Raw genomic sequence first — 21,422 nt, forward strand, 5'->3', positions numbered from 1 at the left:
ATACACTGCTCCGGCAGGGTGACATGCCGGGTGACTGGCGTTCTCGTGCATTTCCTGAAACGCTGCCGGGTGTCATCATCGAACTCCGTTGGGTCGCAGTGGCCTGGGTGGTTCGTAGTTCGCGGTCCGGCGGAAGGCCCGTCGGCAGGAGTGGTCCAGGAGAGCAAGGGGAGATGGCGAGCACCGTCACCTCGCGCCGCAAGCAGCTCGGCAACGAGCTTCGGCATGCTCGAAACGCCGCGAAGATGACGCAGCAGCAAGTCGCCGAGGTACTCGGCTGCACCCAGGGCAAGGTCAACAAGATCGAGTCCGGTGCGGTGGGGGTCAAGCTCGGAGATGTGCGAACCATGCTGAACGCGTTCGGGATCAACGGCGAAGAAGCCGACACTCTGATGAACCTGGCCCGTGCCGCGGCCGGGCAGCGCGGCCATTGGTCGGGCTACCGCTCGGTGGTGCCGCACTGGTTCCGCACCTTCACCGACCTCGAGCCCGCCGCCGCGGAGATTCTCACGTGGCACGGCGAGCGCGTGCCGGGGCCGCTGCAGTCCGAGCACTACATGCTCAAGCAGTTCACCGAGGCGGGAGCCACCGACGTCACGTCGCTGGTGCGCAACCGGCTCGACCGCAAGGCGGTGTTCGACCAGCAGCAGCCGCCGTACTACCGGTTCATCATCAGCGAGGGCGCGCTGCGCCGCGCGCCCGGCGGGTTCGCACCCGCGGTGATGCTGGACCAGGTGGAGCACCTGCTGGCGCTGGACCGGCATCCGCGGGTGTACGTGCACGTGCTGCCGTTCAGCGCGAAGCTCGCCGCGGTGCCCAACGACTTCACGATCATGCGCTTCCCGGACCGCACGCGAGACTTCGTCTACATCGAACACTCCGCGGGCGGGCTGTACCTCGACGACGTGAAGGACTTCAACATCTTCGTGGACTCGTGGGACCGGCTGCGCGGTGCGGCGCTGGAGCGGGGCGAGACGCGGCAGTTCCTCAAGGAGCTGGCGGAAAGCTACCGCTCGCAGATGATGTGACCAGTGCTTCCAGCACGGGCACGGTTTCCTCGGCGGCGGGCAGGGCATTGATCTCCGCCTGTACGCGCCGTGCGGCCTCGCGGTAGCCGGGCTCGGCGAGCACCTTCGCGGCGGCTTGCCGGATTTCGTCCGGAGTGGACGTTTCCGGGTCGAGCGCGAGGCCGACGTTCAGCGTGGTGCAGCGCCGGGCGTTGCCGGGCTGGTCGGCTCCCATCGGGAAGAGCAGCGACGGCAGACCGTGCGAGAGCGCGCCGATCACGCTGCCGGACCCGGCGTGCGACACCATCAAATCGGTGCGCGGCAACAGCTCGGTCTGCGGCACGAACCGTTCCACGCGGACGTGCGGCGGTTGCGGTCCGAACTCGGCGGGGTCGATCTGAGTGCCGACCGTGGCGGTCACTTCGGCGTCCAGCTGGGCAAGCCCGGCGAGGGTGCGCTCGATGAGGTCGCCGGACTCCAGGTTGAAGTTGGTGCCGAGGGTGAAATAGATGCGCGGTTTCTCCGCGGTCTGGCGCGGCGCGACCGGATCCCCTTGGCGGAACGAGAAAGTGCCCGGCGGCAGCGGCGAGCTGGGGTCGCGAAAGGACGGCGGGAGCGGCGAAAGCACCTGGCCGCGGGTCAGCATTTCGAGCTGAGGGTCGTCCGGCAGGCCGTGCGCGGCGCGGGTCTCGGCGAGTGGTTCGGCGATGAGTTCCTTGCGCAGCAACGTTCCCGCCGCGAGCACCAGCACGGTGGCGCACGGCAGCCCCAGCGCTTCGGCGGCGATCGCGGCGGAGAAGTCCACCTCGTCCCGCACGATCAGGTCCGGCCGCCATTCCCGGGCAAGCTCCAGCAGCACCGGCACGTGCTCCCGCGTTGCACGGCGGGCGAACAGTTCCCGGATTTCCCAGTCGTCGCGCGCCGGATCGACCGGCGGCATCGGCTGTCGCGTCGCCTCGATCTCGCGGGGTTCGTTGACCGCGAAGGTGGTGTACCCGGCTTTGGCGAGCGCGGGCACGTGCGAACCGCCGCCGGCGACCGCTACGGTGTGGCCGCGCGCGATGAGCGCTCGCGCGACGGGTGCCATCGGATCGAAGTGGCCGCGTCCGCCGACGAACGAGAAAAGAATGCGCATCCCCCGCAACCTAGTCGCCCGGATGTACCGGAGTCGTGGCATTTTCGGGCGCTACCAGGGGGCGGCGGCGCGCGACCATGGCGAGTGGGCACACTGGTACCCGCACGGAAGGGGAAGCTGATGACTCAGGCACCGGATCCGGAAGCCCCGGAGGGCGTCGACCTCGATCGGCCGAACGCGGCGCGGATCTACGACTGGTTTCTCGGCGGGACCGCGAACTGGGCGATCGACCGCGAGTTCGGCGAGCGGGCGGTCCAGACCTTTCCGATGATCAAGACCCTGGCCAGGGCCGGCCGCGAGTTCCTCGGCCGCGGCGTGCGGTACATGGCCGAACAGGGCATCGACCAGTTCCTCGACATCGGCTCCGGCGTGCCGACGGTCGGCAACGTGCACGAGATCGCCACTTCGGTGAACCCGAATGCGCGCTGTGTGTACGTCGACAACGAACCGGTGGCCGTCGCGCATTCGCAGATCCTGCTGGAACGCGAGGGCGTCGCCGACCGCCACGCGGTGCTCCAGGGCGACCTGCGCAACCCGGCCGACGTCTGGCCGCGCGCCCTCGACACCGGCGTCCTCGACCCGAAGCGCCCGATCGGCCTGATCATGGTCGGGGTCCTGTACTTCATCGGCCGCGACGAGCCCGCGCTGGAGATCGTGCGGAAGTACCTGTCGCTGCTGCCGTCCGGCTCGTACTTCCTGTCCTCGCACCTGACCGACGACGGCGTGCCGACCAACGACGGCGAACGCCGCGACGCGATCCACAAGCAGTACCAGCAGTCGAGCACCCCGTTCCACTACCGCTCGCGGGCGGAGTTCGCGGAGTTCTTCAGCGGGCTGGAGCTGGTGGAGCCGGGCATCTCGTGGGTGTCGAACTGGCACCCGGAAGCGGGCGAATCGAGCGCGGGCGACCGGATGGCGGACGACCCCTCCTTCAGCGGCGGGATTTGCGCTCTGGGCCGCAAGCCCTGACCCACCGCCGCTAGCGCGGTATCGGCCGGGGCGCCTCGATGCGCGTGAAGGACTCCTTGAGGGAATCAGATTCCTTCACGGAGTCCTTCACGGACATCTGCGGGGCCGGAGCTGCGCGGCGTCTTGCCCCGGCCGGTGCTGCGCATCGCGCGCTGGCGAACATCGCGACCGCGAACCCCGCCGAGAGCGCCCCAATGTGGCATTGGGTGCATCTGACGCACCCAATGTGGCGTTGGTTGCGCGGGACGCACCCAATGTGGCGTTGGGGCGCTCCGACCTTGCTCCCCGCCGTACTGCAGGCGCGGCCGTGCCTGCAGTCGGTGCGGGCGTTGCCCGGTGCACCCACTGCGGCCGTGCGCCCGGTACGGCAGGAGCGCCAAGTCGCGGACATGGTCTAGACCCCCGGTGGTCTGGACCTCCGCGAACCCTTCCCCGGACACGAAAACGCTCCCCGGGCGATGCGGTTCCGGGGAGCGTGGACGATGCGGGCGGCGGCGGTTCAGCCGAGCCCGTGAAGCAGTGGTACTCGTGTCTCGCGACGGTGGTGGGTGGCGTGGACGTGGTCCGCTTGCCGCGGCGCCGGTACTTCGATCTCGGTGTCCACGACCATCGGGCTGCGCAGCGGGGCCTGGATCAGGCTGAACCCGAACCGGTTGCGCAATTCGTGATTGATCCCACGTCGGCCGCGAGTGTGTTCGTCCTCACGGCGGAAAAGCGTGGTTAGCCGGACGGCCATGGGATCACACCCCCAGTTCTGATGACGGGAACCGGCGCGGGTCGGCGCCGGCCGGATCGGGGTAGTACGCGCCCGGCAGGTCAACGCCGGGCAACAGGGAAACCGCTCCGTTGCGGTGTCTCCGCAGGGTCGTCGCAGCACCTGGACCAGCGCCGATTCCGGGGAGACCGGCGGATCGGCTCCGTGCCGGGCCGAACGGGTCGGCTCGCATCCGCACTCCTCCCGATATCTCGCGGCTGTTCCGCCGCCCGGGCCGGGTGCCCGGGCCGGTGCCTTCGGTGTTGGGCTGAATGTCGCAAGCCATTCACCCACCACTGACGCCCCGATCGCTGCGATTAATCCTACTCCTGGAATAATCTTCATGTCGAGATCGGGTCGAGTTGATCACCCGCTTGGCCCTGCGGTTTGCTCCGTAGTGACGCAAAGAAGCCGGGGACGCGTGAGAAGTTCGCGCGCCCTGCACAAGGCTCGGAGGTGGACGACCCATGGCGGATTATCCGTCGCCCCAGGATTACGACCCGGACACGGCGGAGTCGCTGTTCGAGGCCGCGGCCTGGGCGAAGTCGTTCGCCAGCGAGCCAAACGGCGGCAACTGTGTCGAGGTCAACCTCTCCCGTCCCGGCCTGATCGGGGTTCGTGACACGAAGCTCGCGACGAGCCCGGTGCTCGTCTTCGACCGTGGCGAGTGGGACGCCTTCCTCGACGCGGTCAAGGCTGGTCAGTTCGACCTGCCACCGAGCGAGTAGTCCACCACGGCAATGTCTCGACGGGGTGCGATTCGCAAACAGTCACTCGATCGGGTGGAGTGCGGATCGGCTCTGGTCACCGTGGGTGCCGGGAGTTGTGGGCTGAATGTCGGTTTGGCGAGGGTCGCCGGCTGAGTAGGTTGAGCGGCCCGACCTCGCGGAGCGCGCCATGACCCCACTCCACTACCTCCCCGCCGTCGAAGCACTACGCCTCTTCCGGACCCGGCAGCTGTCGCCGGTGGAGTTGATGCGCGCGGTCGTGGAGCGGGCGGAGCAGGTCGAGCCGGATGTCAACGCGTTCGCCGAGCAGATGTTCGACCAGGCACTGCGGGCCGCGGCCGTCGCGGAGAAGCAGTACGCGCCGGGCGGCCGTCCGAGACCGCTCGAAGGACTGCCCGTCGCGGCGAAGGAAGAACAGCCGCTGGCTGGCTACCCGGTCACTGATGGCACCCTCCTGCGCCCGCCTCGGCTGGCGCAGGAGACCGCGATCGGACTCGGTCGGATCCAGGTGGCTGGCGGGATTCTGCACGCTCGCACGACGACGTCCGAGTTCTGCTGCATGCCGCTGTCCCATACGCGACGCTGGGGGATCACGCGCAATCCGTGGAACCTCCAGGCCGCGGCGGGCGGCTCGTCCGGCGGTTCAGGCGCGGCGCTGGCGGCCGGCACCGCGCCGCTCGCCACCGGATCGGACATCGGCGGTTCGCTGCGCGCGCCCGCGTCCTTCACCGGCGTCGTGGGGTTCAAACCGCCGCACGGCCGCAACCCGGTCCTCCCGCCCGCCGGGCTCGACACCTACTACCACCACGGCCCGATGGCCCGGACTGTCGCCGACTGCGCGCTCCTGCAGAACGTCCTCGCCGGGGAGGACCCGCGCGACCCGCACTCACGGCTCCCACCGGCGACCCTGACGGCAGGAGACGTGCGCGGCCTCCGCGTCGCGTGCTGTCCGGTGCCCGGCGATTTCCCGGTCGACCCGGAGGTCGCCGCCAACACCCGCGCCGTCGCGAAAGCACTGACGTCCGCCGGTGCGGTGGTGACCGAGATCGAGATCGACTGGACGCTCGACATGGTCAAACAGGCCTTGTGGGCGCATTTCGGGACCGGTTTGGCCGCCGAGGTCTTGGAGCTGGACCGGCGCAACCCTGGCGTGATCACCCCGTACTGCCAGGCCTTCGCGCGCAAGGGCGTCGAGAACATTGTGGACGCTGAGACTGGCGCCGCAGTCGAGGCTGCGATCCGCGAACGCCTCGACGCGGTGTTCGACCAGTTCGACGCGCTCATCGTGCCGACAGTCGGTGCCACTGCTTTCGCTGCTGGAGAGGACTACCTCACTGAGCAAGTCGTGGTCAACGGCGTTGCGCTGGAACACTTTTCGGACGCCTCGCTCACTCCGGCATTCAACGTCGGCAGCGAACATCCGGTCCTCGCCGTGCCGTCCGGCTGGGCTGGAAACGGCGTGCCGACCGGTGTCCAGGTCGTGGCGGGCAGGTACGACGACGGCACGGCTTTCCGGGTCGGCGCGGCGATCGAGCAGACCGTCGGTGCTGGGTTCGCGCGGATCCCGTTAACTGGCCAGGAATTCCCGCAGATGCGCCACGACTTGTGAGGGCTGTTCCTCGGGCAGGAAGTGTCCGCAGTCTTCGAGGCCGATGCCGGTCACGTGGTCCGCGTAGTCGCGCCAGATGTCCAATGTGGGCAGACTGCCGAGCAAACCGGCCTTGCCCCACATCGCGAGGACCGGCTGGGTGAGGCGTTTTCCGGCGGCGTAATCGGCGTCGTCCAGGTCCGCGTCGTCGGGGAATGAGGCGCGGTAGTCGTCGAAACCGGCTCGAAGTGCGCCGGGCGCTTCGAAGGCGCGGACGTACTCGGCGACGTCCTCTGGCGGCAGGCCGTGCCGTTGGAAAGTCCAGCGTTCGAAGAAGTAGCCGAGATACGCGGCGATGTTCTGTCCCGCCAGCAGCTCCGGCAGGTCTGGTTGCAGGTGGAAAAGCCAGTGCCAGTACGCCTTTCCAAGGTCGCGGTCAAGCCGTCGCCACATCTCGCGGGTCGGCGCGATGTCCAGCACCGCCAGCCGTTCCACCTGGTCCGGACGGTCAAGTGCCCACCGATGCGCGACCCGCCCGCCGCGATCGTGCCCGGCGACCGCCACCCGGTCGAACCCGAGCTGCTCGGCCAGCTTCGCGACGTCGCTGGCCATCGTGCGCTTGTCATAGCCGGTGCGGGGCTTGTCGGTGCGCCCGTATCCACGCAGGTCAGGAGCGATCACGGTGTGCGTCTCGGCCAGCGGCCCGGCGACGCGATGCCAGCAGTGCGACGTCTGCGGCCACCCGTGCAAGAGGAACAACGGCGGCCCGTCCCCGCCGCGGAGGTAATGCATGCGCAGATCGCCGACTTGAGCCATGGCTGCTTCTAACCGGTTCATAGGGTTAGACGGTAGCCCGGGTTCTCACCGGTTTCAATGGTTAGAATGAGCGGCATGGATTGGGTGTTCGACGCCGGGCGTCCGTGTCTGCACCTGGTGAACACGCTGCGCTCCCGACATCTCCCCGAGGGCATCGAGTTGCTCACCAGCCCGGACGCGCTCGCGGAATGGCTTGAGCGGGCAGGGTTCGGCCGCCTGCGGGTGAGCGCTGCCCAGCTGGCGTCGGCGCAGGAACTACGCGAGGCGGTGAACCGGCTGCTGACCGCGACACCGCTGGTCGCGGATGTCCGCCTGGTCAACGACACGCTCGCGGCCGCGCCGAAACCCGCCCGGCTGCTGTTGAAGGACGGCGTGCTCCAGCGAGAAGTGCCCGCCCCGGAGGACCCAGTGGCGACCGCATTCGCCGTACTGGCCGCCGACGCGGTCGACCTCGCCACCGGCACGGAAGACATCCGAATCTGCGCGGCAGACGACTGCGGTTTGCGGTTTGTCGACACATCGCCACGCCGGACGCGGCAATGGTGCTCAATGTCCCGCTGCGGCAACCGAGCGAAGGCGCGGGCGCACTACGAGCGTACGAAGAACCGGTAAGCCCACGGGTGCGCGCGCAGCCATACGTTCAGGTTGCCGATCGCTCGCATGTGGACAGTGCGCAGTGACGGGGGAATCAGGGTGCCGAGAATTCTTGTCGCCCGGCAGAAGCGGGCGAACTTGCGCGCGTCCTCGTCTGTCCATTGCAGACCGAGTCGGTCACGCAGCTCGGGCGGGAGTGTTGCGCGGATGAGGAACATCTGTGTGCTTGAGTGTCCCTTTTGGAGTCTTGACCACCGGCGGTCCGACATTCGGGAGAACGGCTTCCGTACCGTGTGGATGGTCTCGAACAAGGTGCTGATCGTTTCGTTCGGACCGAACCCGGCGATCATCTCCTGGTAGTACCGCTCGAATTCCGGCCAGGTCGGCGGCAAATCCCGCTCGCGGACGCCGAGGATCCGGCCGATGCCGCACATCTGCGCGTAGTACTCGTTTAGCTCCGAAGTGGACATCGGGTGGCCGAAGAACCGTTGCGCGTCAACGGGTGCCATCACCAGTGTCGCGTGTACCCACGCGTACGCGCCGGGGTCGAGCGCGCTGTATCGGCGGCCGTCGGTTGTGCCGGTGAAGGTGCGGTGCAGTTTCCGCAGCCGTTCGGCCTCGGCCTGTGCGCCTTTCGTCCCGCCGTACACATAAATCGACAGCGAAGCGCCGGTGCGCATCAACCGTGTCCACGGATCCTCGCGGTAGTCCGAATGGTCGCGCACTCCGGCCGCGACGACCGGATGTGCGACCTGCAGCACGAGCACCTGCCCGGCCAGCAGCAGGTCGCGGAAGTCGCCGAAGTACCGCCATGCCGCGGTGCCGCGCACGATCGGCGGGGCCAATTCAGCCTCGCGCGCCATGCAGCAGCATCATCAACGGCTCGGCAGCCGGAACGTCCGTGCCGGTCGCGAGGCGGCGTAACTGCAGTCCGGCGATCAGCGCGACCACCGGTCCGGCCACCCGCTCCGGGTCTGGCAGGCCGAGTGCGGTGAGGATCGTGATCGCCAATTCGTCATACGCCGCAAAGCATTTCGCCGAAGCCTCGTGCAGGCCGGGATCCCGCGCGGCTTGCAGGTACAGCTCGTGCGGCGCGAGTTCGTCCGTCCCGAATGGCAGCTGCTTGATCACGTGCTCGACTACGGTCGCCGCTTCTTCGAGGCTGAGCCCTTGCGCTTGGTACGCCTCGACGATCCCCGCCAGCTTCGCCGTTTCCTCCTCGGCGAACAGCAGCATCGCCTCGCGCAACAGTTCGGTCTGGCTCGGGAAGTGATACGTCAGCGTGCCGAGCGAGACCCCGGCCGCGGCGACGATGCGTCGGTTGGTGAGCCCGCCGACGCCCTGCTCGCCGACCACCTTCAGGGTGGCGCGAAGGATCGCGTCGCGCGTGCTCACCACCCCGGCTCGGGACGTCGATCCGGCCACCGCAGTACCTCTTCCAGTTGCGCGGCAACGGAAATCAGCCGCTCCTCGGAATGCGACGGGCCGAGCAGCTGGGCGCCGAGCGGCAACCCGTCCGCGGTCAGGCCGGCGGGCACGTTCACCCCGGGCCAGCCCAGCACGTTCCACGGCCAAGCGTACGGGCACGCGGCGATCATCGTCTGATCGGTCTGCCAGCCGGAAAGCCCGTCGAAGGACCCGATCGCGGGCGGTGGGGTGGCGGTGGTCGGGGTGAGCAGGACGTCGATGTCGCCGAACATCGCGCCGATCCGGCGGCGCAGCACGGGTTCGAGCGCGCGGGCGAGTTTCAGCGCGGGACCGGCGAGCAGGCCGCCTTGCTGGGCGTTGCTGCGCGTGCGCGGGTCGAGCGCGGACGGCTCCGGCACCCGGCGGGCCCAATCGCGCACGCCGGTGAGCGACCGCGGCAGGAAGGTGAGGCCGATCAGGCCGTACCCGGGTTCGACCGGCACGATCTCGTGCCCGAGCCCGGCGAGCGTCTCGGCGGTGTCGCGCACTGCGGCTTCGACGACCGGGTCGAGCTTCGTTTTGGTGGCAGTAAAGGGAATCCGGGTGGAGAGACCGATCCTCAGCCGTCCCGGCTCCCGCCGTGCGGCGGTCTGGAACGACGTGCCAGTGCCCGCGGTGACGTCCAGCAGCGTGGCCGCGTCGGCGACCGTCCGGGCCAGCGGGCCGAGCACGGTGAGGCCGTGGAACAGTTCGCCGTCGGTCGGAATCCGGCCGCGCTGGGTTTTGATCCCGACAAGCCCGGTCCACGCCGCCGGGATGCGCACCGAACCCGCCCCGTCCGACCCGAGCGCGGCGGCCACGATCCCGGCCGCCACCGCCGCGGCCGAACCGCCGGACGACCCGCCCGGCGTGTGCGCGGGCTGCCACGGATTGCGCGTCGCGCCGAACGCCGTGCCCTCGGTGAACGGCCATTGGCCCAGCTCAGGAGTGTTGGTCTTGCCGATGATCACCGCGCCGGCTTGCTTGAGATTCGCCACCGCCGGCGCGTCCGCCGTCGCCGCCGGGAACTCGCCAGGACACCCGAATGCGGTGGGCAGGCCAGCGAGGTCGACGTCGTCCTTGATCGCGACCGGCACCCCGAGCAACGGTGCGCGGTCCCCGTTGGCACGGCGCTGATCAGCCGCGGCCGCCTCGGCGAGCGCGGCTTCGTCACGCAGCACGCGAAACGCATTGAGCACCGGCTGGCTCGCGTGCGCCCGCTTGAGCGCGAGTTCGGTCAGCTGCACGGCCGTGACCTCGCCAGCCTCGAGCGCGGCGGCCTGGTCGGCGAGGGACGTGAACTCGGTCATCGCGGAAGGCATCAGCGGCTCCCCTCTCGTTCGCTCGAACGAACGTATCACGGGTGATGCCGGGAAAGCACCCCTGACCTCGGTCGCCGAAGTTCGGCATGCTGGTTGTTGTGATCGACGACTTCGCGAAGGAGTACCTCCACAACGACCTGCGCGAGGTCCGCGAGACGATGCTCCGGAAGCTCGACGGGTTGCCGGAATACGCCATTCGCCGCCCGCTGACCTCGACCGGAACCAACCTTCTCGGCCTGGTGAAACACCTGACGGTGGCGGAGGCTCGCTACTTCGGCGAGGTCTTCGGCCGCCCGTGCCCCGAACCCGTTCCAAGGTGGGACGACCTCGAACAGCGCGGTACCGACTTCTGGGCGACAGAGCACGAAACCCGCGAGGAAATCACCAGCCGCTACCGGCGCGTGTGCGAGCACTCCGACGCGACAATCGCCGCGCTCGCCGTCGACGCGCCTGGCCACGTGCCGTGGTGGCCACGTCCGGATGTGCTGCTGTTCAACGTTCTTGTCCACATGTTGACCGAGACCAGCCGCCACGCCGGGCACGCCGACATCCTGCGCGAACAGCTGGACGGCGCTGTCGAAATGGACTTGGCCGCCATGGCCCGGCGAGGGCTGGACGCCGCCTTCTGGCAGCGCCGGTGCGCTGAAATCGAGCGGGCAGCCAGGGCCGCGGACTCGGCCACAGCTTGAGAAAGCCACCTAAACTGCACGTCATCAGCCCGGCCAGCGCACGGAGGATCGATGACGTTCGACTTCGCCCGGTTCCCCGCCTTCGACGGCTTTCCACGCGCCGGTCTCCACCACGGACCCACCCCGCTCGTCCCGGCGCCGCGGCTTGGCGAAGCGCTCGGCATCCCCCGGCTGCTTCTGAAGCGCGACGACGTCCATCCGCTCGGCGTCGGCGGCAACAAGCTGCGCAAACTCGACTTCCACCTCGGCGCGGCGCTCGCCGAGGGGGCCGACACCGTGATCACCTTCGGTGCGGTGCAGACCAACCACGGCCGTCAGACCGCGGCAGCGTGCGCGCGGCTTGGGTTGCGGTGCGAGCTGGTGTTGGTCGCCGAAGTGCCGCGGTCGGGCGAGGCGTATGAGCGGTCCGGCAACGTCCTGCTTGACGTGCTCTTCGACGCGCGCGTCCACATCTGCGCGTCCGATACAGAAGCGACGGAGACGTACGAGCGACTGCTCGCTGAAGCAGAGGCCGAGGGGCGGAAAGTTAGGTCGGTCCCAGTTGGTGGGTCCGACCCACTCGGCGTTCTCGGCTATGTGGATGCCGCCCGAGAGCTGGCGGAGCAGCTGGAACAGGTGGGCCTGGAGCGCGCCCGCGTCGTCGCTCCGCACGCCAGCGGGGCCACGGCGGCTGGATTGGCGCTCGGCACGGAGTTGCTCGGCTCGCTGGACCTGGACATCGCCTGCGTCAGCCATCCGCTCAACGAGGCTGTGGACAACCTGTCCTCCCTGACCGCCGGGGCCGCGCAACTGCTTGGGTTCGACCCACCGAAGCTGGAGCACGTGTGGCTGAACGACACGACGATCGGCGAGGGCTATGGCATTCCGGCGTCGGGGACCTGGGAGGCGATCCGGCTGTTCGGGCGCACCGAGGGCGTGGTGCTCGACCCGGTCTACACCGGAAAAGCCGCCGCCGCCCTGGTGGAATGGGCGGCGGCGGGGCGGTATTCGCCGGAGGAGACCGTCGTGTTCGTGCACACCGGCGGGCTTCCCGGATTGTTCGGCTACGCGCCCGAGTTCATGGCCGGGGCGCGGACGTAACCAGCACCGCGGCGCGAGCGGTCTCGGTCCGCACGGCGATGCGGAGCAGGACCAGCAGCAGGGCGACGTTCGCGATCAGCGTGAGCCGTTGCGTCGCGCCGACCGGCAGCACCTCGGTGAGGACGTGGAACGGCTGCACGCCTGCCTCGTCGAGACGGACGAACAGGAAGCTCAGCGCGAACAGCCCGACCGCGGCGAGGCCGAACTTCAGCCAGCGCACCACGAACGCGCGCTCCGCCGTGCCGCGCAACGGTTCCAGCAGCGTAATCGCCGCGCCGGGCAGGCTCGCGAACGCGACCAGGCACGAGTAGAGGTGGATGTCGCCGCTGAGCTGATTCGGGTTTTGCGGGTAACTGGCCGGAAAAATCGCCGCGACGGCCAGTCCGAGTGCCCACAGCATGAGCAAAGCCTTGGTGCTGAACGTCATCGGCACGCCACCGGCGATCAGCGCGCCGAGCACCGCGAGAGAACCGACGGCTACCGACAGCACGCTCGCCCCGAGCATGCCTTCCCCACGGTCGGTGATCGTGTAGCTCGAAAGCGTGTCGTAGATCGGGTCGTGCGAGCTGATGATGTGCAGCACGGTGATCGTGAACAGCCCCCAGGCGATCGCAGCGAGTGCGGTCAGGCGCCAGCCCCGGACGCCTCGTGAGTTCCCCATACCGCAAGCCTGTCGGCTCCGCGGCGTTTCGTGATCAGGGAAAACCCCTGATTCAGCCCCTACTTCGCGAACTCGGCGAGGACGAGCACCTGGTCGTCATGCCGTTTGGCGCGCGGCCAGCGGACCGCGTGCGGATCGTCGTTCTCCGCCGCGCGCACCGCGTCCAGCACTGCTTCGGGGCCCTTGTTTTTGGCTAGCTGCAGTACTTCCGGCCAGTCGAAGAGCCCGTACTCGTCCACTCCGATCGCGACGCCGTCGGTGGCGATGAGGATGGCGTCGACGTCCGCGCGGGGCCAGCTGCGGCGTACTGCTTTATGGGCGGCAGCCGGGTCGGCTTCGGCGACCCAGAAGCCGTCCGCGGCATTGCGTCTCCGTCGGACGTCCGCGCCGGTTTGGAGGAGACCGCCGTCACGTAAGGACATCAGCCGATCATCGGAGACGACGTCGGTGCCGAACCGTCCAAACGCGACAACTGGGCTGTCGGCTAGGACGAGGGCTTCTACTTCCGATTCGTCCCAGCGGACTACGGACACCGTGCTGGAGGGGGAGTTGCCTGGTTCCAGGCCGTGTTCTTGGGCTACGGCGGTGATCGCGTTGGCCAGGGCGATGCCGGGGTCTGCCTGTGGGTGGGTGCGCAGTTCGCTGGCGAGCTGGTCGCGGAGCAGGCCCGCGTACCAGCCGCCGGGCGGGAGGTCGGGGCTCGGGGAGGTGGCGCCGTCCAGGACCAGGATGGCGTGGTCCAGGAGGGCGACGTGATCTTCGGTTGGGCGGGGATGGCCGTCGGAACCGACTCCGGCTCGCTCGGCGGTCGAAATCTCTGGCACTTCCCGACTGTAGCTCGCATGTCGTCGGTTGCCGCTGAAGTCCGTGAGGGGAACCCCGAGGGAATCAGAGTCCGTGAAGGTGGCCCTCACGGACCCTCATGTCAACCAGAGTTGACAGCTGTGCCGGTGTCAACCTAGATTGACATCATGACGGAAGCGACGGATCTAGCCGCCCGCGCCGGTGATCAGGATCCCCGGGTGGGGCTTCGGGCGGTGGCGGCGTTGCGGCGGTTGCTGGAGCAGTTGGAGGCGGTGCAGGTGCGCAGCGCTCGCTTGCACGGCTGGTCTTGGCAGGACATCGCGGCTGAGCTGGGGGTTAGCCGGCAGGCCGTACACAAGAAGTACGGGAGGCATTGATGTTCGAGAAGTTCACCAGAGACGCCCGGATGGCGGTGGTCGAGGCGCAGGCGGCGGCGCGGGACGCGGGGGCGCACGAGATCTCCGCGCAAGCCGTTTTCGCTGGGCTGGCGCGGATCGAGGACGGGGAGGCGGTGCGGTTGCTGCAAACCCTCGGCGTGTCCCGCGACGAGGTCTTCGCCGAGTTGGCCCGGGTTCGCCGCCGGGGTGGGATCAGTGACGCCGATGCCGAGGCGCTCACCGAGTTCGGCATCGACGTCGACCAGATCGTCGAGCGGATCGAGCAGGCGCACGGGCCGGGCGCGCTTGCTGAGGCGGGCAGGCGCACTCGGCGCAACCACTTGCCGTTCACCGAGGACGCCAAGAACGCGCTGCAGATGAGCCTGCGAGAGGCGCAGGACCTCGGCGACAAACACCTCGGCCAGGAGCATTTGCTGCTCGCGCTGGTCAAACAGCGCGGTCCGGTGGCCGATTTCCTCGCGGCGCGCGGGATCGACTATCCGGCGGTCCGCCAGGCCGTTGGCAAGCGCTAATGCTGTTCCTGCTCGTGCGCCCCGGTCCGCCAAGTGACCAGGGGCAGCAGTGCCTGGGTCAGCGGGCCGATGCTGAGTGCGTACAACACCGTTCCGACGCCGACCGAGCCGCCGAGCAGCCAGCCCGCGGCGAGCACGAGCACCTCGATGCCGGTCCGGACCAGGCGCACGGACCAGCCGGTGCGGGCGTGCAGGCCGGTCATCAGACCGTCGCGCGGGCCGGGGCCGAGGCGGGTGCCGACGTAGACCGCGGTCGCGACGGCGTTCAGCACCACGCCGCCGACCAGCATCAGGATCTGCCAGACGAGCACGTGCTGCTCCGGCAGCACGGCGCGCACCGCGTCGACGGCCACCGCGATCACCGCGATGTTCGCGACGGTGCCGATGCCCGGCCGCTGCCGTAGCGGAATCCACAGCAGCAGCACGAACACCGCCACGACGGCGCTGATCGTGCCGAACGTCAGCCCGGTGAGCTTGGTCAGGCCGTCGTTCAGCACGTCCCACGGGTCGAGGCCGAGGCGGGCGCGGGTGAGCATGGCCATGCTCGCGCCGTAGAGGGCGAGGCCGGCGATCAGCTGGGCGCCCCGGCGCGCGGGGGACTGGCGGATGCTGAGCGGACTGAGGTCGATAGTTGCCACTTCTCCACTATTGGCGACCACTGGCCTGATAAGCCATGGCCAATGCGTGATAATTGGCCTTATGGAACCTCTGGGCGGCCGCATCTCGGGACGGAGATTGGCCACATTGCTGGGGGAATGGCGGCAACGTGGGTCCCGACAGGGTGCGGCCGACCTCGCCGCGGCGGTCGAGCTGCACGTGCTCGACGGGCAGTTGCCGATCGGCACCCGGCTGCCCGCCGAGCGCGAACTCGCCGACGCGCTCGGGGTCAGCCGCACCCTCATCGGTGCGGCACTCGACCGGCTCCGCGCGGACGGCCTCGTCGCCAGCCGTCGCGGAGCCGGTTCGTGGGTAGCCGGCGTCGGGAACCGTGACGACGCCGAGGCCGCCCGCGACGATCTCCTCGACCTCGCGCGAGCCGCCCCACCAGCGGTGCCGGGGCTGATGGCCGCGTTCGACACGGCGCGGCGCGACCTGGTCGAGTACGCCAGCGGCAACGGCTACCTCACCGGCGGTCTGCCGAGGCTGCGCGAGCGGATCGCCGAGCGCTACACCGCGCGCGGCCTGCCGACCTCGCCGGACCAGGTGCTGGTGACGTCCGGCGCGTACTCCGCTTTCGTGCTGTGCCTGCGGATGCTGACCGGGCCGGGCGACCGCGTCCTGCTCGAACAGCCGACGTATCCGAACGCGATCGACGCCGTCCGCGCGACGCACGCGCTGCCGGTGCCGGTCGCGCTCGATCCGGTGCACGGCTGGGATCTGCCCGGGATCGAGGCCGCGCTGCGCCAGGCCGCGCCCCGGTTCGGCTACCTCGTCGTGGACTTCCAGAACCCGACCGGCCTGCGCCTCGACGCGGCGGGCCGGGAGCGGCTCGGCGGGCTGCTCGCCCGGTCGCGGACGCCGGTCGTGGTCGACGAATCGTTGGTGGAACTGGATTACGAGGGCGATCCGGTGGACGGTCCGCCGCCGCTGGCCGCGTTCGGCGGGGATCTGGTGCTGAGCGTCGGGTCGGCGGCGAAATCGCAGTGGGGCGGGCTGCGGCTGGGCTGGATCCGGGCGTCGACGGATTTGCTGGACCGCCTGCAGTCGCCGCGGTTCGCGGTCGATCTCGGCGCGCCGGTGTTCGATCAGCTGGTGCTGGCGGCGTTGCTGGAACCGGAGGGATACGAGGTGCTCGCCCGGCGGCGGACGGAATTCCGGGAACAGCGGGACATCACGATCGCGGCGCTGCGAAAGTACTGTCCAGAGTGGACATTCGAGGTGCCGGCGGGCGGATTGTCGTTGTGGTGCCGGTTGCCGGAGCCGATGAGCACGCGGCTGGCGGTGTCGGCGGCGACTCGCGGGGTGCAGCTGGCACCGGGTTCGAGGTTCGGCGTGCACGGCGGATTGGAACGCTGGCTGCGGCTTCCGTTCGGATTGCCGCGCGAGCAGTTGCCGGAGGCGGTGCGCCGGGTCAGCGTGGCGGCGGCTTCGGTGCGCGGCTGCGCGGATGTGCCCGCGGAGCGAATTCCGGTGACGTAGCGCGGCCCTGAAACGTGAACAGCCGGTGCACCGGACGGGTTCCAGCCACTCCAGGGAGGGTGGCGGTCGTCCGTCCGGCGCACCGGCCGATCGTCCGAGGCGCTTCCCGGCACAGCCCCTCGAAGTGCCGGGAAGCGCCCTCGGTTCAGGCGAGCTTCGGTTGGCGCAGGCTCTCGCTCGGCGCGGTGAGCGAAAACCTCCGGAGCACGCCCGTGATGGGTCCCGGCGCCGCGGGGGCAGCGCGGCGCCGGGACCAGGACCCGATCCGGCCGGGCGCGGTCGGCCGGTCGGGAAGCGCGGTCATGGTTCAGCCCCTTGATCGAAGTAACGCTGGTGCGAAGGGGTGAGCCCGGCGCGGCGAACGGGCGCGCGCGATCAAGAAGTTGATCTTGAGATGGACGTGGCTCTCCCCGGGTAACCGGTCGGGCGGTCAGTCCGGGGAGGTGGTCGGCAGGGCGGCATCCCTGCCCGCGCCGGCGACCTCGTGGTCGCGGCTGACGCCGATGAGCTTGAGCTGAGTGGCGGTGACGCCGTCGCTGGCCAGCGCGAACAGCTGGCGCAGGCCGCCGGAACCGTCGTGTCCCGGTGAGACAGTCGACGCGGGCGCGGCAGGCGCGGCCGGTGCCGAGGGAAGTCCTTCGCCACCGCCGCTGCCGCCGCCTCCGGCCTGGCTGCGTTGCTTGACCGGCGGCGCGGGCTGGGTTTCGTGTGCGGGCGCGGGCTGTCCAGTGAGGACACGCGCGGGCACCGGGTGCACGACGGGCGCTTGCTTGCTGACCTTCACGGCCACCGGTGCCGCGGGTTCCTTCACCAGCTTGGCTGGCGGAGCGGAAACGCTGACCGACCCGCTGGCGACCGGGGCTGGCTCGACCGTGGCGGACGGCGGCACGACGACCCGGACCGGTGCCGTGTCGATCACGGTGTCGACCGACGTGACGGTGGTGTGCAGGGTCGTGTCGACGGTGTCGTCGACGGTTCCGAGGATGCCGTCGAGGAGTCCGGGCTGGTCGGTTTCGGGGCCGCCGAGGAGGCCGCCGAGAAGACCCTGGCCGGAATCGCGGTCGGAGCCGCCGAGAAGGCCGTCGAGGAGCCCGTGCTGGGGTTCGGAGCTGCTGGTGGCCTCGGGGTCTCTCACCGGAGCGTGGTGCTTTGCCTTGCTCTTCGGCTTGGCGTGCTTGACGGGCTCGGGTGCCTTGGCGGTTTTGGCCGTCGGCGGGGAAACGGCGGGCTTCGGGCGGCTGTCGGTGGAGTCGCTTCCGGACAGCGTGCCCGGCCGGAAGCTCACCTCTGGCCGGAAGTCGCTGGCGGAGAACTGGAACCGGTGCGCGTGTTTCGCGCGGGTGGCCGACCCGGGCATGGCCCAGGTGAGCGTGCCGGACGTGGCTGTTCCGGCGTACCGGTGCTCTGGTTCGGGATCGTGCGCCGAAGCGGTGGGGCGGTCGACCTGGTCGTCCGTCGCGGCGTTCGCCTGCGACAACGCCGCGCCGAGCAGCCATCCGGCCAGCGTGAGCCCGCCGGCGACGGCGATTCGCGCGGCCGGCCGGGCGATCGGCGCCGCCCAGGCCCGGGGCCGCCGTCGCGCGCCCGCGCGCGTGCGGGACTTTGGCTTAGCGCGGTCGACCATCCCGAGGAGCGCTGACGTCGCGGGTGGACTGGTGCTCGCGCCGACGGACGCGGAAGGTGCGAGGCCGCGCGGGGTCGCCATGCCGGTCATGCCACCACCACCGTCCGCGCCTGAAGCTCGTGCGGCCCACCGCACGAGACTGATCTTGCTGGGGCTCTCTTCCGGCCAGGTCGCAGGTCCCCCGGGGCTGCCCTCTTTCTAGCACCGGACGCGAGTCTTTCATCTCTCCCGCGCTCGATCCACCCCGTAAGGCGGAACGTCCGCACCGGCTCTGGTGTCCGATCGGCCTTAGTCGATCACCCTGAGTGGCGCGAATCGGGTCCGGATGCGGCCATCCGGGCGGCCTGTCGCCAGGGCGAATTTGGGCGTTGCCCCGACGTTTCGGCTGCTGAGCCACTCTCGGTGGCCCTGTTCCCGCAGCACCGAACCGTGCCGAACCCGAGGCCGGGCCGCAGTCGTCAGACGAGTTTCCGCAGGCGGTCGACGGCCTCGTCGATCACCTCGTTGCGCTTGCAGAACGCGAACCTCAGCAAATGTTTCCACTCGTCCGGGTGATCCGTGAACACCTTGACGGGTACCGCCGCGACTCCGGCGCGTTCCGGCAGCGTCCAGGCGAGTTCGGCGGCGTCGGCGAAGCCGAGCGGACGCACGTCAGCCGTCACGAAGTAGGTCCCCGCACTCGGCCGGACCGCGAATCCCGCATCAGCAAGGCCAGCCGACAGCCGATCGCGCTTCTCCTGCAGGCTCGCGCGGAGGTTTTCGACCCAGTCCAATTCGTTATCGAGCGCGTACGCGACGGCCGGCTGCAACGGTCCGCCGGAGACGAAGGTGATGAACTGCTTCGCCGCCTTCACCGCGGAGACCAGCTCCGGCGTCGAGCAGATCCAGCCGATCTTCCAGCCGGTGCAGTTGAAGGTCTTGCCCGCGCTCGAAATCGCGACGGTCCGCTCGCGCATGCCGGGGAACGACGCGAGCGGAAGGTGCTCGGCGCCGTCGAAGACGAGGTGTTCGTAGACCTCGTCGGTGACCGCGATGAGGTCGTGTTCGACGCACAGCCGCGCGACTTCTTCCAGCTGCGCGCGCGAAAACACCGTGCCGGTGGGGTTGTGCGGCGAATTCAGCAGCACCGCGCGAGTGTTCGGGGTGATCGCGTCGCGGAAGGCGTCGAGGTCGAGTTCGAGCTGGCCGCCCTCGGTTTCGACGAGCCCGATCACACGCCGCTGCGCACCGGACATGGCGACCGCCGCGGCGTACGAGTCGTAGTACGGCTCGACCACGATCACCTCGTCGCCGGACTCGGTCAGCGCGATCAGCGTCGCCGCGATGGCTTCGGTCGCACCCGCGGTGACCAGGATCTCGGTGTCCGGGTCGTAGGTGGAGCCGTAGCGCTGGCGGTGCCGGCTGATCGCGGCGCGCAGCTCCGGGCGGCCCGGCCCCGGCGGGTACTGGTTGTCGCCGCCGAACAGCGAGTTCTTCGCCGTTTCGAGCATGCCGGCGGGCCCGTCGGTGTCCGGGAAACCCTGGCCGAGGTTGACCGCGTCGTGCCGGACGGCGAGCGCGGTCATCTCCGCGAAAACCGTCGAGGTGAACGGGCGGAGGCGGGGGACGAGAGCTGGTTCACGCACGAGAACGCATCCTCACGGACAATGGCGGTGTGGAGCAACTCACCCCTGCCAAGGTCACGCCCGCGGATCCGCCCGGCGGGACCGCCGGCGAAGAGGCGAAACGGCGCGGCCTGCGCAAGATGAAACTGGTCGCGCTGTCCTTCCTGCTCGGCGCGACGGTCGTGTTCCTGCTGACGAGCTGGGCGGAGTCGGCGGGCTGGGGCGGCTGGGTCGGCTACGTGCGCGCCGCGGCCGAGGCGGGCATGGTCGGCGCGCTCGCGGACTGGTTCGCGGTGACCGCGCTGTTCCGGCATCCGCTCGGCCTGCGGATCCCGCACACCGCGATCATCCCGAACAAGAAGGACCAGCTCGGCAACAGCCTCGGCGAGTTCGTCGGCTCGAACTTCCTGTCCCCGGACGTCATCCGCGACAAACTCCGCCGCGTCGAGGTCTCCCGCCGGCTCGGCGGCTGGCTTTCCCAGCGTGACAACGCCGAACGCGTGACGTCGGAACTGGCGACAGTCGTCCGCGGCGCGGTGACGGTGCTCCGCGACGAGGACGTGCAGGCGATCATGGAGCAGGCCGTGGTCAAGCGCGTAATCGACAAGCCGTGGGGCCCGCCGCTGGGCAAGATCCTGGCCGGCGTTTTCGAGGACGGCGCGCACCACAAGCTGGTGGACCTGATGTGCGACCGCGCCTACGAATGGGTCCGGGACAACCACCAGACGATGCTGCGCGTGGTGTCGGACCGCGCCCCGAGCTGGTCGCCGAAGTTCGTGGACGAAATGCTGGCGGACAAGGTGTACGGCGAGGTCCTGACGTTCGCGTGGGCGGTGAAAACAGACGTCAACCACCCGATGCGCCTCGCGCTGGACAAGTTCCTCGGCGAGTTCGCCCAGGACCTGCAGACCGACCCGAAGACCATGGAGCGGGCCGAGCAGGTCAAGGGCCAGATCGTGCACCACGCGGAAGTGCAGAAACTGATCGGCAACGCGTGGGCGACGGCCAAGGAGATGCTGCTGAAGGCCGCGGAGGACCCGTCGAGCGAACTGCGCCAGCGGGTGCGGGGCGGCCTGGAATCGCTGGGCAAACGCCTGGTGGACGACCCGTCGATGACGTCGAAGGTGGACGGCTGGGTCGAGGGCGCGGCGGTCTACCTGGTGACCCACTACTCCCGCGAGATCACGACGATCATCACGGACACGGTCGAGCGGTGGGACGCGGAGGAGACCTCGCGGAAGATCGAACTGCAGGTCGGGCGGGATCTGCAGTTCATCCGGATCAACGGGACCGTGGTGGGGGCGCTGGCCGGGCTGGTGATTTACGCGGTGGCGCAGTTGTTGTTCTGAGGGCGGTGTTTTCGCGGGTTGGTTCCCTGGTGCCGGTGGTCGGTGATGGCTGGCTGGTGGGGATGGGCCGGTGGCTGGGATGAGGGCTGCGGCCGGAGGGTTTGTGGGTTGGCAGGTGGCGGTTGTCGGCCGGTGGCTGCGGTTAGGGCTGTGCTGCGGGAGGGTTCGTAGGGCTCGCGGGCGGCGGTTGTCACTCGGTGGCT

General features: G+C 69.4%; 22 protein-coding genes. 11 read left to right on the forward strand and 11 right to left on the reverse strand.

All coding sequences use genetic code 11. The features are described 5' to 3' along the window. Positions 1-173 precede the first annotated feature (173 nt). Positions 174-1,028: a helix-turn-helix transcriptional regulator gene (locus RPX00_RS15825; RefSeq protein ID WP_037712135.1), complete on the forward strand. Its 855-nt coding sequence runs from the start codon at positions 174-176 to the stop codon at positions 1,026-1,028. Here RPX00_RS15825 and RPX00_RS15830 read toward each other — a convergent pair. Next, positions 988-2,142 carry a glycosyltransferase gene (locus RPX00_RS15830; protein ID WP_406640290.1) on the reverse strand — a complete coding sequence of 385 codons (1,155 nt, stop codon included), beginning with the start codon at positions 2,140-2,142 and terminating at the stop codon, positions 988-990. The genes RPX00_RS15825 and RPX00_RS15830 overlap by 41 nt on opposite strands. 120 nt (positions 2,143-2,262) lie before the next feature. On the opposite strand from RPX00_RS15830, the gene RPX00_RS15835 reads away from it, so the two are divergent. Beyond that, on the forward strand, positions 2,263-3,111 hold the full coding sequence (locus tag RPX00_RS15835) for an SAM-dependent methyltransferase (RefSeq protein ID WP_406640291.1): 849 nt from the start codon (positions 2,263-2,265) through the stop codon (positions 3,109-3,111). 499 nt (positions 3,112-3,610) lie between these two features. Here RPX00_RS15835 and RPX00_RS15840 read toward each other — a convergent pair whose 3' ends face one another. Next, positions 3,611-3,847, reverse strand: coding sequence for a hypothetical protein (locus RPX00_RS15840; RefSeq protein ID WP_406640292.1), 237 nt, complete (start codon positions 3,845-3,847; stop codon positions 3,611-3,613). 485 nt (positions 3,848-4,332) lie between these two features. Here RPX00_RS15840 and RPX00_RS15845 point away from each other — a divergent pair, with 485 nt between their 5' ends. Both RPX00_RS15845 and RPX00_RS15850 read left to right on the forward strand, forming a co-directional pair. After that, positions 4,333-4,593 (forward strand): DUF397 domain-containing protein, encoded by a 261-nt coding sequence (locus tag RPX00_RS15845; RefSeq protein ID WP_406640293.1) that lies wholly within the window; start codon positions 4,333-4,335, stop codon positions 4,591-4,593. Positions 4,594-4,762: 169 nt separating this feature from the next. Beyond that, the gene (locus tag RPX00_RS15850) at positions 4,763-6,202 is read left to right on the forward strand and encodes an amidase (protein WP_406640294.1); all 1,440 of its coding nucleotides are present in this window, start codon (positions 4,763-4,765) and stop codon (positions 6,200-6,202) included. On the opposite strand, the gene RPX00_RS15855 is transcribed toward RPX00_RS15850, so the two are convergent. Beyond that, positions 6,161-6,997, reverse strand: coding sequence for an alpha/beta fold hydrolase (locus RPX00_RS15855; RefSeq protein ID WP_406640295.1), 837 nt, complete (start codon positions 6,995-6,997; stop codon positions 6,161-6,163). The genes RPX00_RS15850 and RPX00_RS15855 overlap by 42 nt on opposite strands. A 75-nt stretch (positions 6,998-7,072) precedes the next feature. On the opposite strand from RPX00_RS15855, the gene RPX00_RS15860 reads away from it, so the two are divergent. Then, complete coding sequence (locus RPX00_RS15860) at positions 7,073-7,609, forward strand: CGNR zinc finger domain-containing protein (protein ID WP_406642937.1); 537 nt, start codon at positions 7,073-7,075, stop codon at positions 7,607-7,609. On the opposite strand, the gene RPX00_RS15865 is transcribed toward RPX00_RS15860, so the two are convergent. The 3 genes from RPX00_RS15865 to RPX00_RS15875 are packed head-to-tail and all read right to left on the reverse strand — an operon-like array spanning position 7,585 to position 10,359. Further along, positions 7,585-8,454: an oxygenase MpaB family protein gene (locus RPX00_RS15865; protein WP_406640296.1), complete on the reverse strand. Its 870-nt coding sequence runs from the start codon at positions 8,452-8,454 to the stop codon at positions 7,585-7,587. The two genes, RPX00_RS15860 and RPX00_RS15865, sit on opposite strands and share 25 nt — an antisense overlap. Further along, complete coding sequence (locus RPX00_RS15870; protein ID WP_406640297.1) at positions 8,438-9,016, reverse strand: TetR/AcrR family transcriptional regulator; 579 nt, start codon at positions 9,014-9,016, stop codon at positions 8,438-8,440. Before RPX00_RS15870 ends, RPX00_RS15865 begins: the two co-directional genes overlap by 17 nt. Further along, positions 8,983-10,359: an amidase gene (locus RPX00_RS15875; RefSeq protein WP_406640298.1), complete on the reverse strand. Its 1,377-nt coding sequence runs from the start codon at positions 10,357-10,359 to the stop codon at positions 8,983-8,985. The genes RPX00_RS15870 and RPX00_RS15875 overlap by 34 nt, the downstream gene beginning before the upstream one ends. A gap of 86 nt (positions 10,360-10,445) precedes the next feature. On the opposite strand from RPX00_RS15875, the gene RPX00_RS15880 reads away from it, so the two are divergent. Further along, complete coding sequence (locus tag RPX00_RS15880; protein ID WP_406640299.1) at positions 10,446-11,048, forward strand: DinB family protein; 603 nt, start codon at positions 10,446-10,448, stop codon at positions 11,046-11,048. 51 nt (positions 11,049-11,099) lie between these two features. After that, entirely contained in the window at positions 11,100-12,128 is a 1,029-nt protein-coding gene (locus RPX00_RS15885; protein ID WP_406640300.1) for a D-cysteine desulfhydrase family protein, read from the forward strand. Here RPX00_RS15885 and RPX00_RS15890 read toward each other — a convergent pair. Together RPX00_RS15890 and RPX00_RS15895 are read right to left on the reverse strand one after the other, a co-directional pair. Next, the gene (locus RPX00_RS15890; RefSeq protein ID WP_406640301.1) at positions 12,106-12,789 is read right to left on the reverse strand and encodes a DUF998 domain-containing protein; all 684 of its coding nucleotides are present in this window, start codon (positions 12,787-12,789) and stop codon (positions 12,106-12,108) included. The two genes, RPX00_RS15885 and RPX00_RS15890, sit on opposite strands and share 23 nt — an antisense overlap. A 59-nt stretch (positions 12,790-12,848) precedes the next feature. Beyond that, a complete protein-coding gene (locus tag RPX00_RS15895) occupies positions 12,849-13,613 on the reverse strand; it encodes a hypothetical protein (protein WP_406640302.1) in 765 nt (254 codons plus the stop codon). Positions 13,614-13,760: 147 nt separating this feature from the next. Between RPX00_RS15895 and RPX00_RS15900 the strand changes: the two genes are divergently transcribed. Both RPX00_RS15900 and RPX00_RS15905 read left to right on the forward strand, forming a co-directional pair. Further along, positions 13,761-13,970, forward strand: coding sequence for a helix-turn-helix domain-containing protein (locus tag RPX00_RS15900; RefSeq protein WP_378301396.1), 210 nt, complete (start codon positions 13,761-13,763; stop codon positions 13,968-13,970). Continuing rightward, positions 13,970-14,503, forward strand: a complete 534-nt coding sequence (locus RPX00_RS15905; RefSeq protein WP_406640303.1) for a Clp protease N-terminal domain-containing protein — start codon at positions 13,970-13,972, stop codon at positions 14,501-14,503. Before RPX00_RS15900 ends, RPX00_RS15905 begins: the two co-directional genes overlap by 1 nt. Here the strand turns inward: RPX00_RS15905 and RPX00_RS15910 are convergent. Further along, positions 14,500-15,141, reverse strand: a complete 642-nt coding sequence (locus RPX00_RS15910) for a YczE/YyaS/YitT family protein (protein ID WP_406640304.1) — start codon at positions 15,139-15,141, stop codon at positions 14,500-14,502. The two genes, RPX00_RS15905 and RPX00_RS15910, sit on opposite strands and share 4 nt — an antisense overlap. 61 nt (positions 15,142-15,202) lie before the next feature. On the opposite strand from RPX00_RS15910, the gene RPX00_RS15915 reads away from it, so the two are divergent. Next, complete coding sequence (locus RPX00_RS15915; protein WP_406640305.1) at positions 15,203-16,642, forward strand: PLP-dependent aminotransferase family protein; 1,440 nt, start codon at positions 15,203-15,205, stop codon at positions 16,640-16,642. 430 nt (positions 16,643-17,072) lie between these two features. Here RPX00_RS15915 and RPX00_RS15920 read toward each other — a convergent pair whose 3' ends face one another. Beyond that, positions 17,073-18,356: a hypothetical protein gene (locus RPX00_RS15920; RefSeq protein WP_406640306.1), complete on the reverse strand. Its 1,284-nt coding sequence runs from the start codon at positions 18,354-18,356 to the stop codon at positions 17,073-17,075. A 368-nt stretch (positions 18,357-18,724) separates the two neighbouring features. Then, on the reverse strand, positions 18,725-19,891 hold the full coding sequence (locus RPX00_RS15925; protein WP_406640307.1) for a pyridoxal phosphate-dependent aminotransferase: 1,167 nt from the start codon (positions 19,889-19,891) through the stop codon (positions 18,725-18,727). Positions 19,892-19,920: 29 nt separating this feature from the next. Between RPX00_RS15925 and RPX00_RS15930 the strand changes: the two genes are divergently transcribed. Then, entirely contained in the window at positions 19,921-21,219 is a 1,299-nt protein-coding gene (locus RPX00_RS15930; protein ID WP_406640308.1) for a DUF445 domain-containing protein, read from the forward strand. Positions 21,220-21,422: the final 203 nt, after the last annotated feature.

The sequence above is a fragment of the Amycolatopsis sp. WGS_07 genome, from assembly GCF_045278895.1.
Lineage (GTDB): Bacteria > Actinomycetota > Actinomycetes > Mycobacteriales > Pseudonocardiaceae > Amycolatopsis.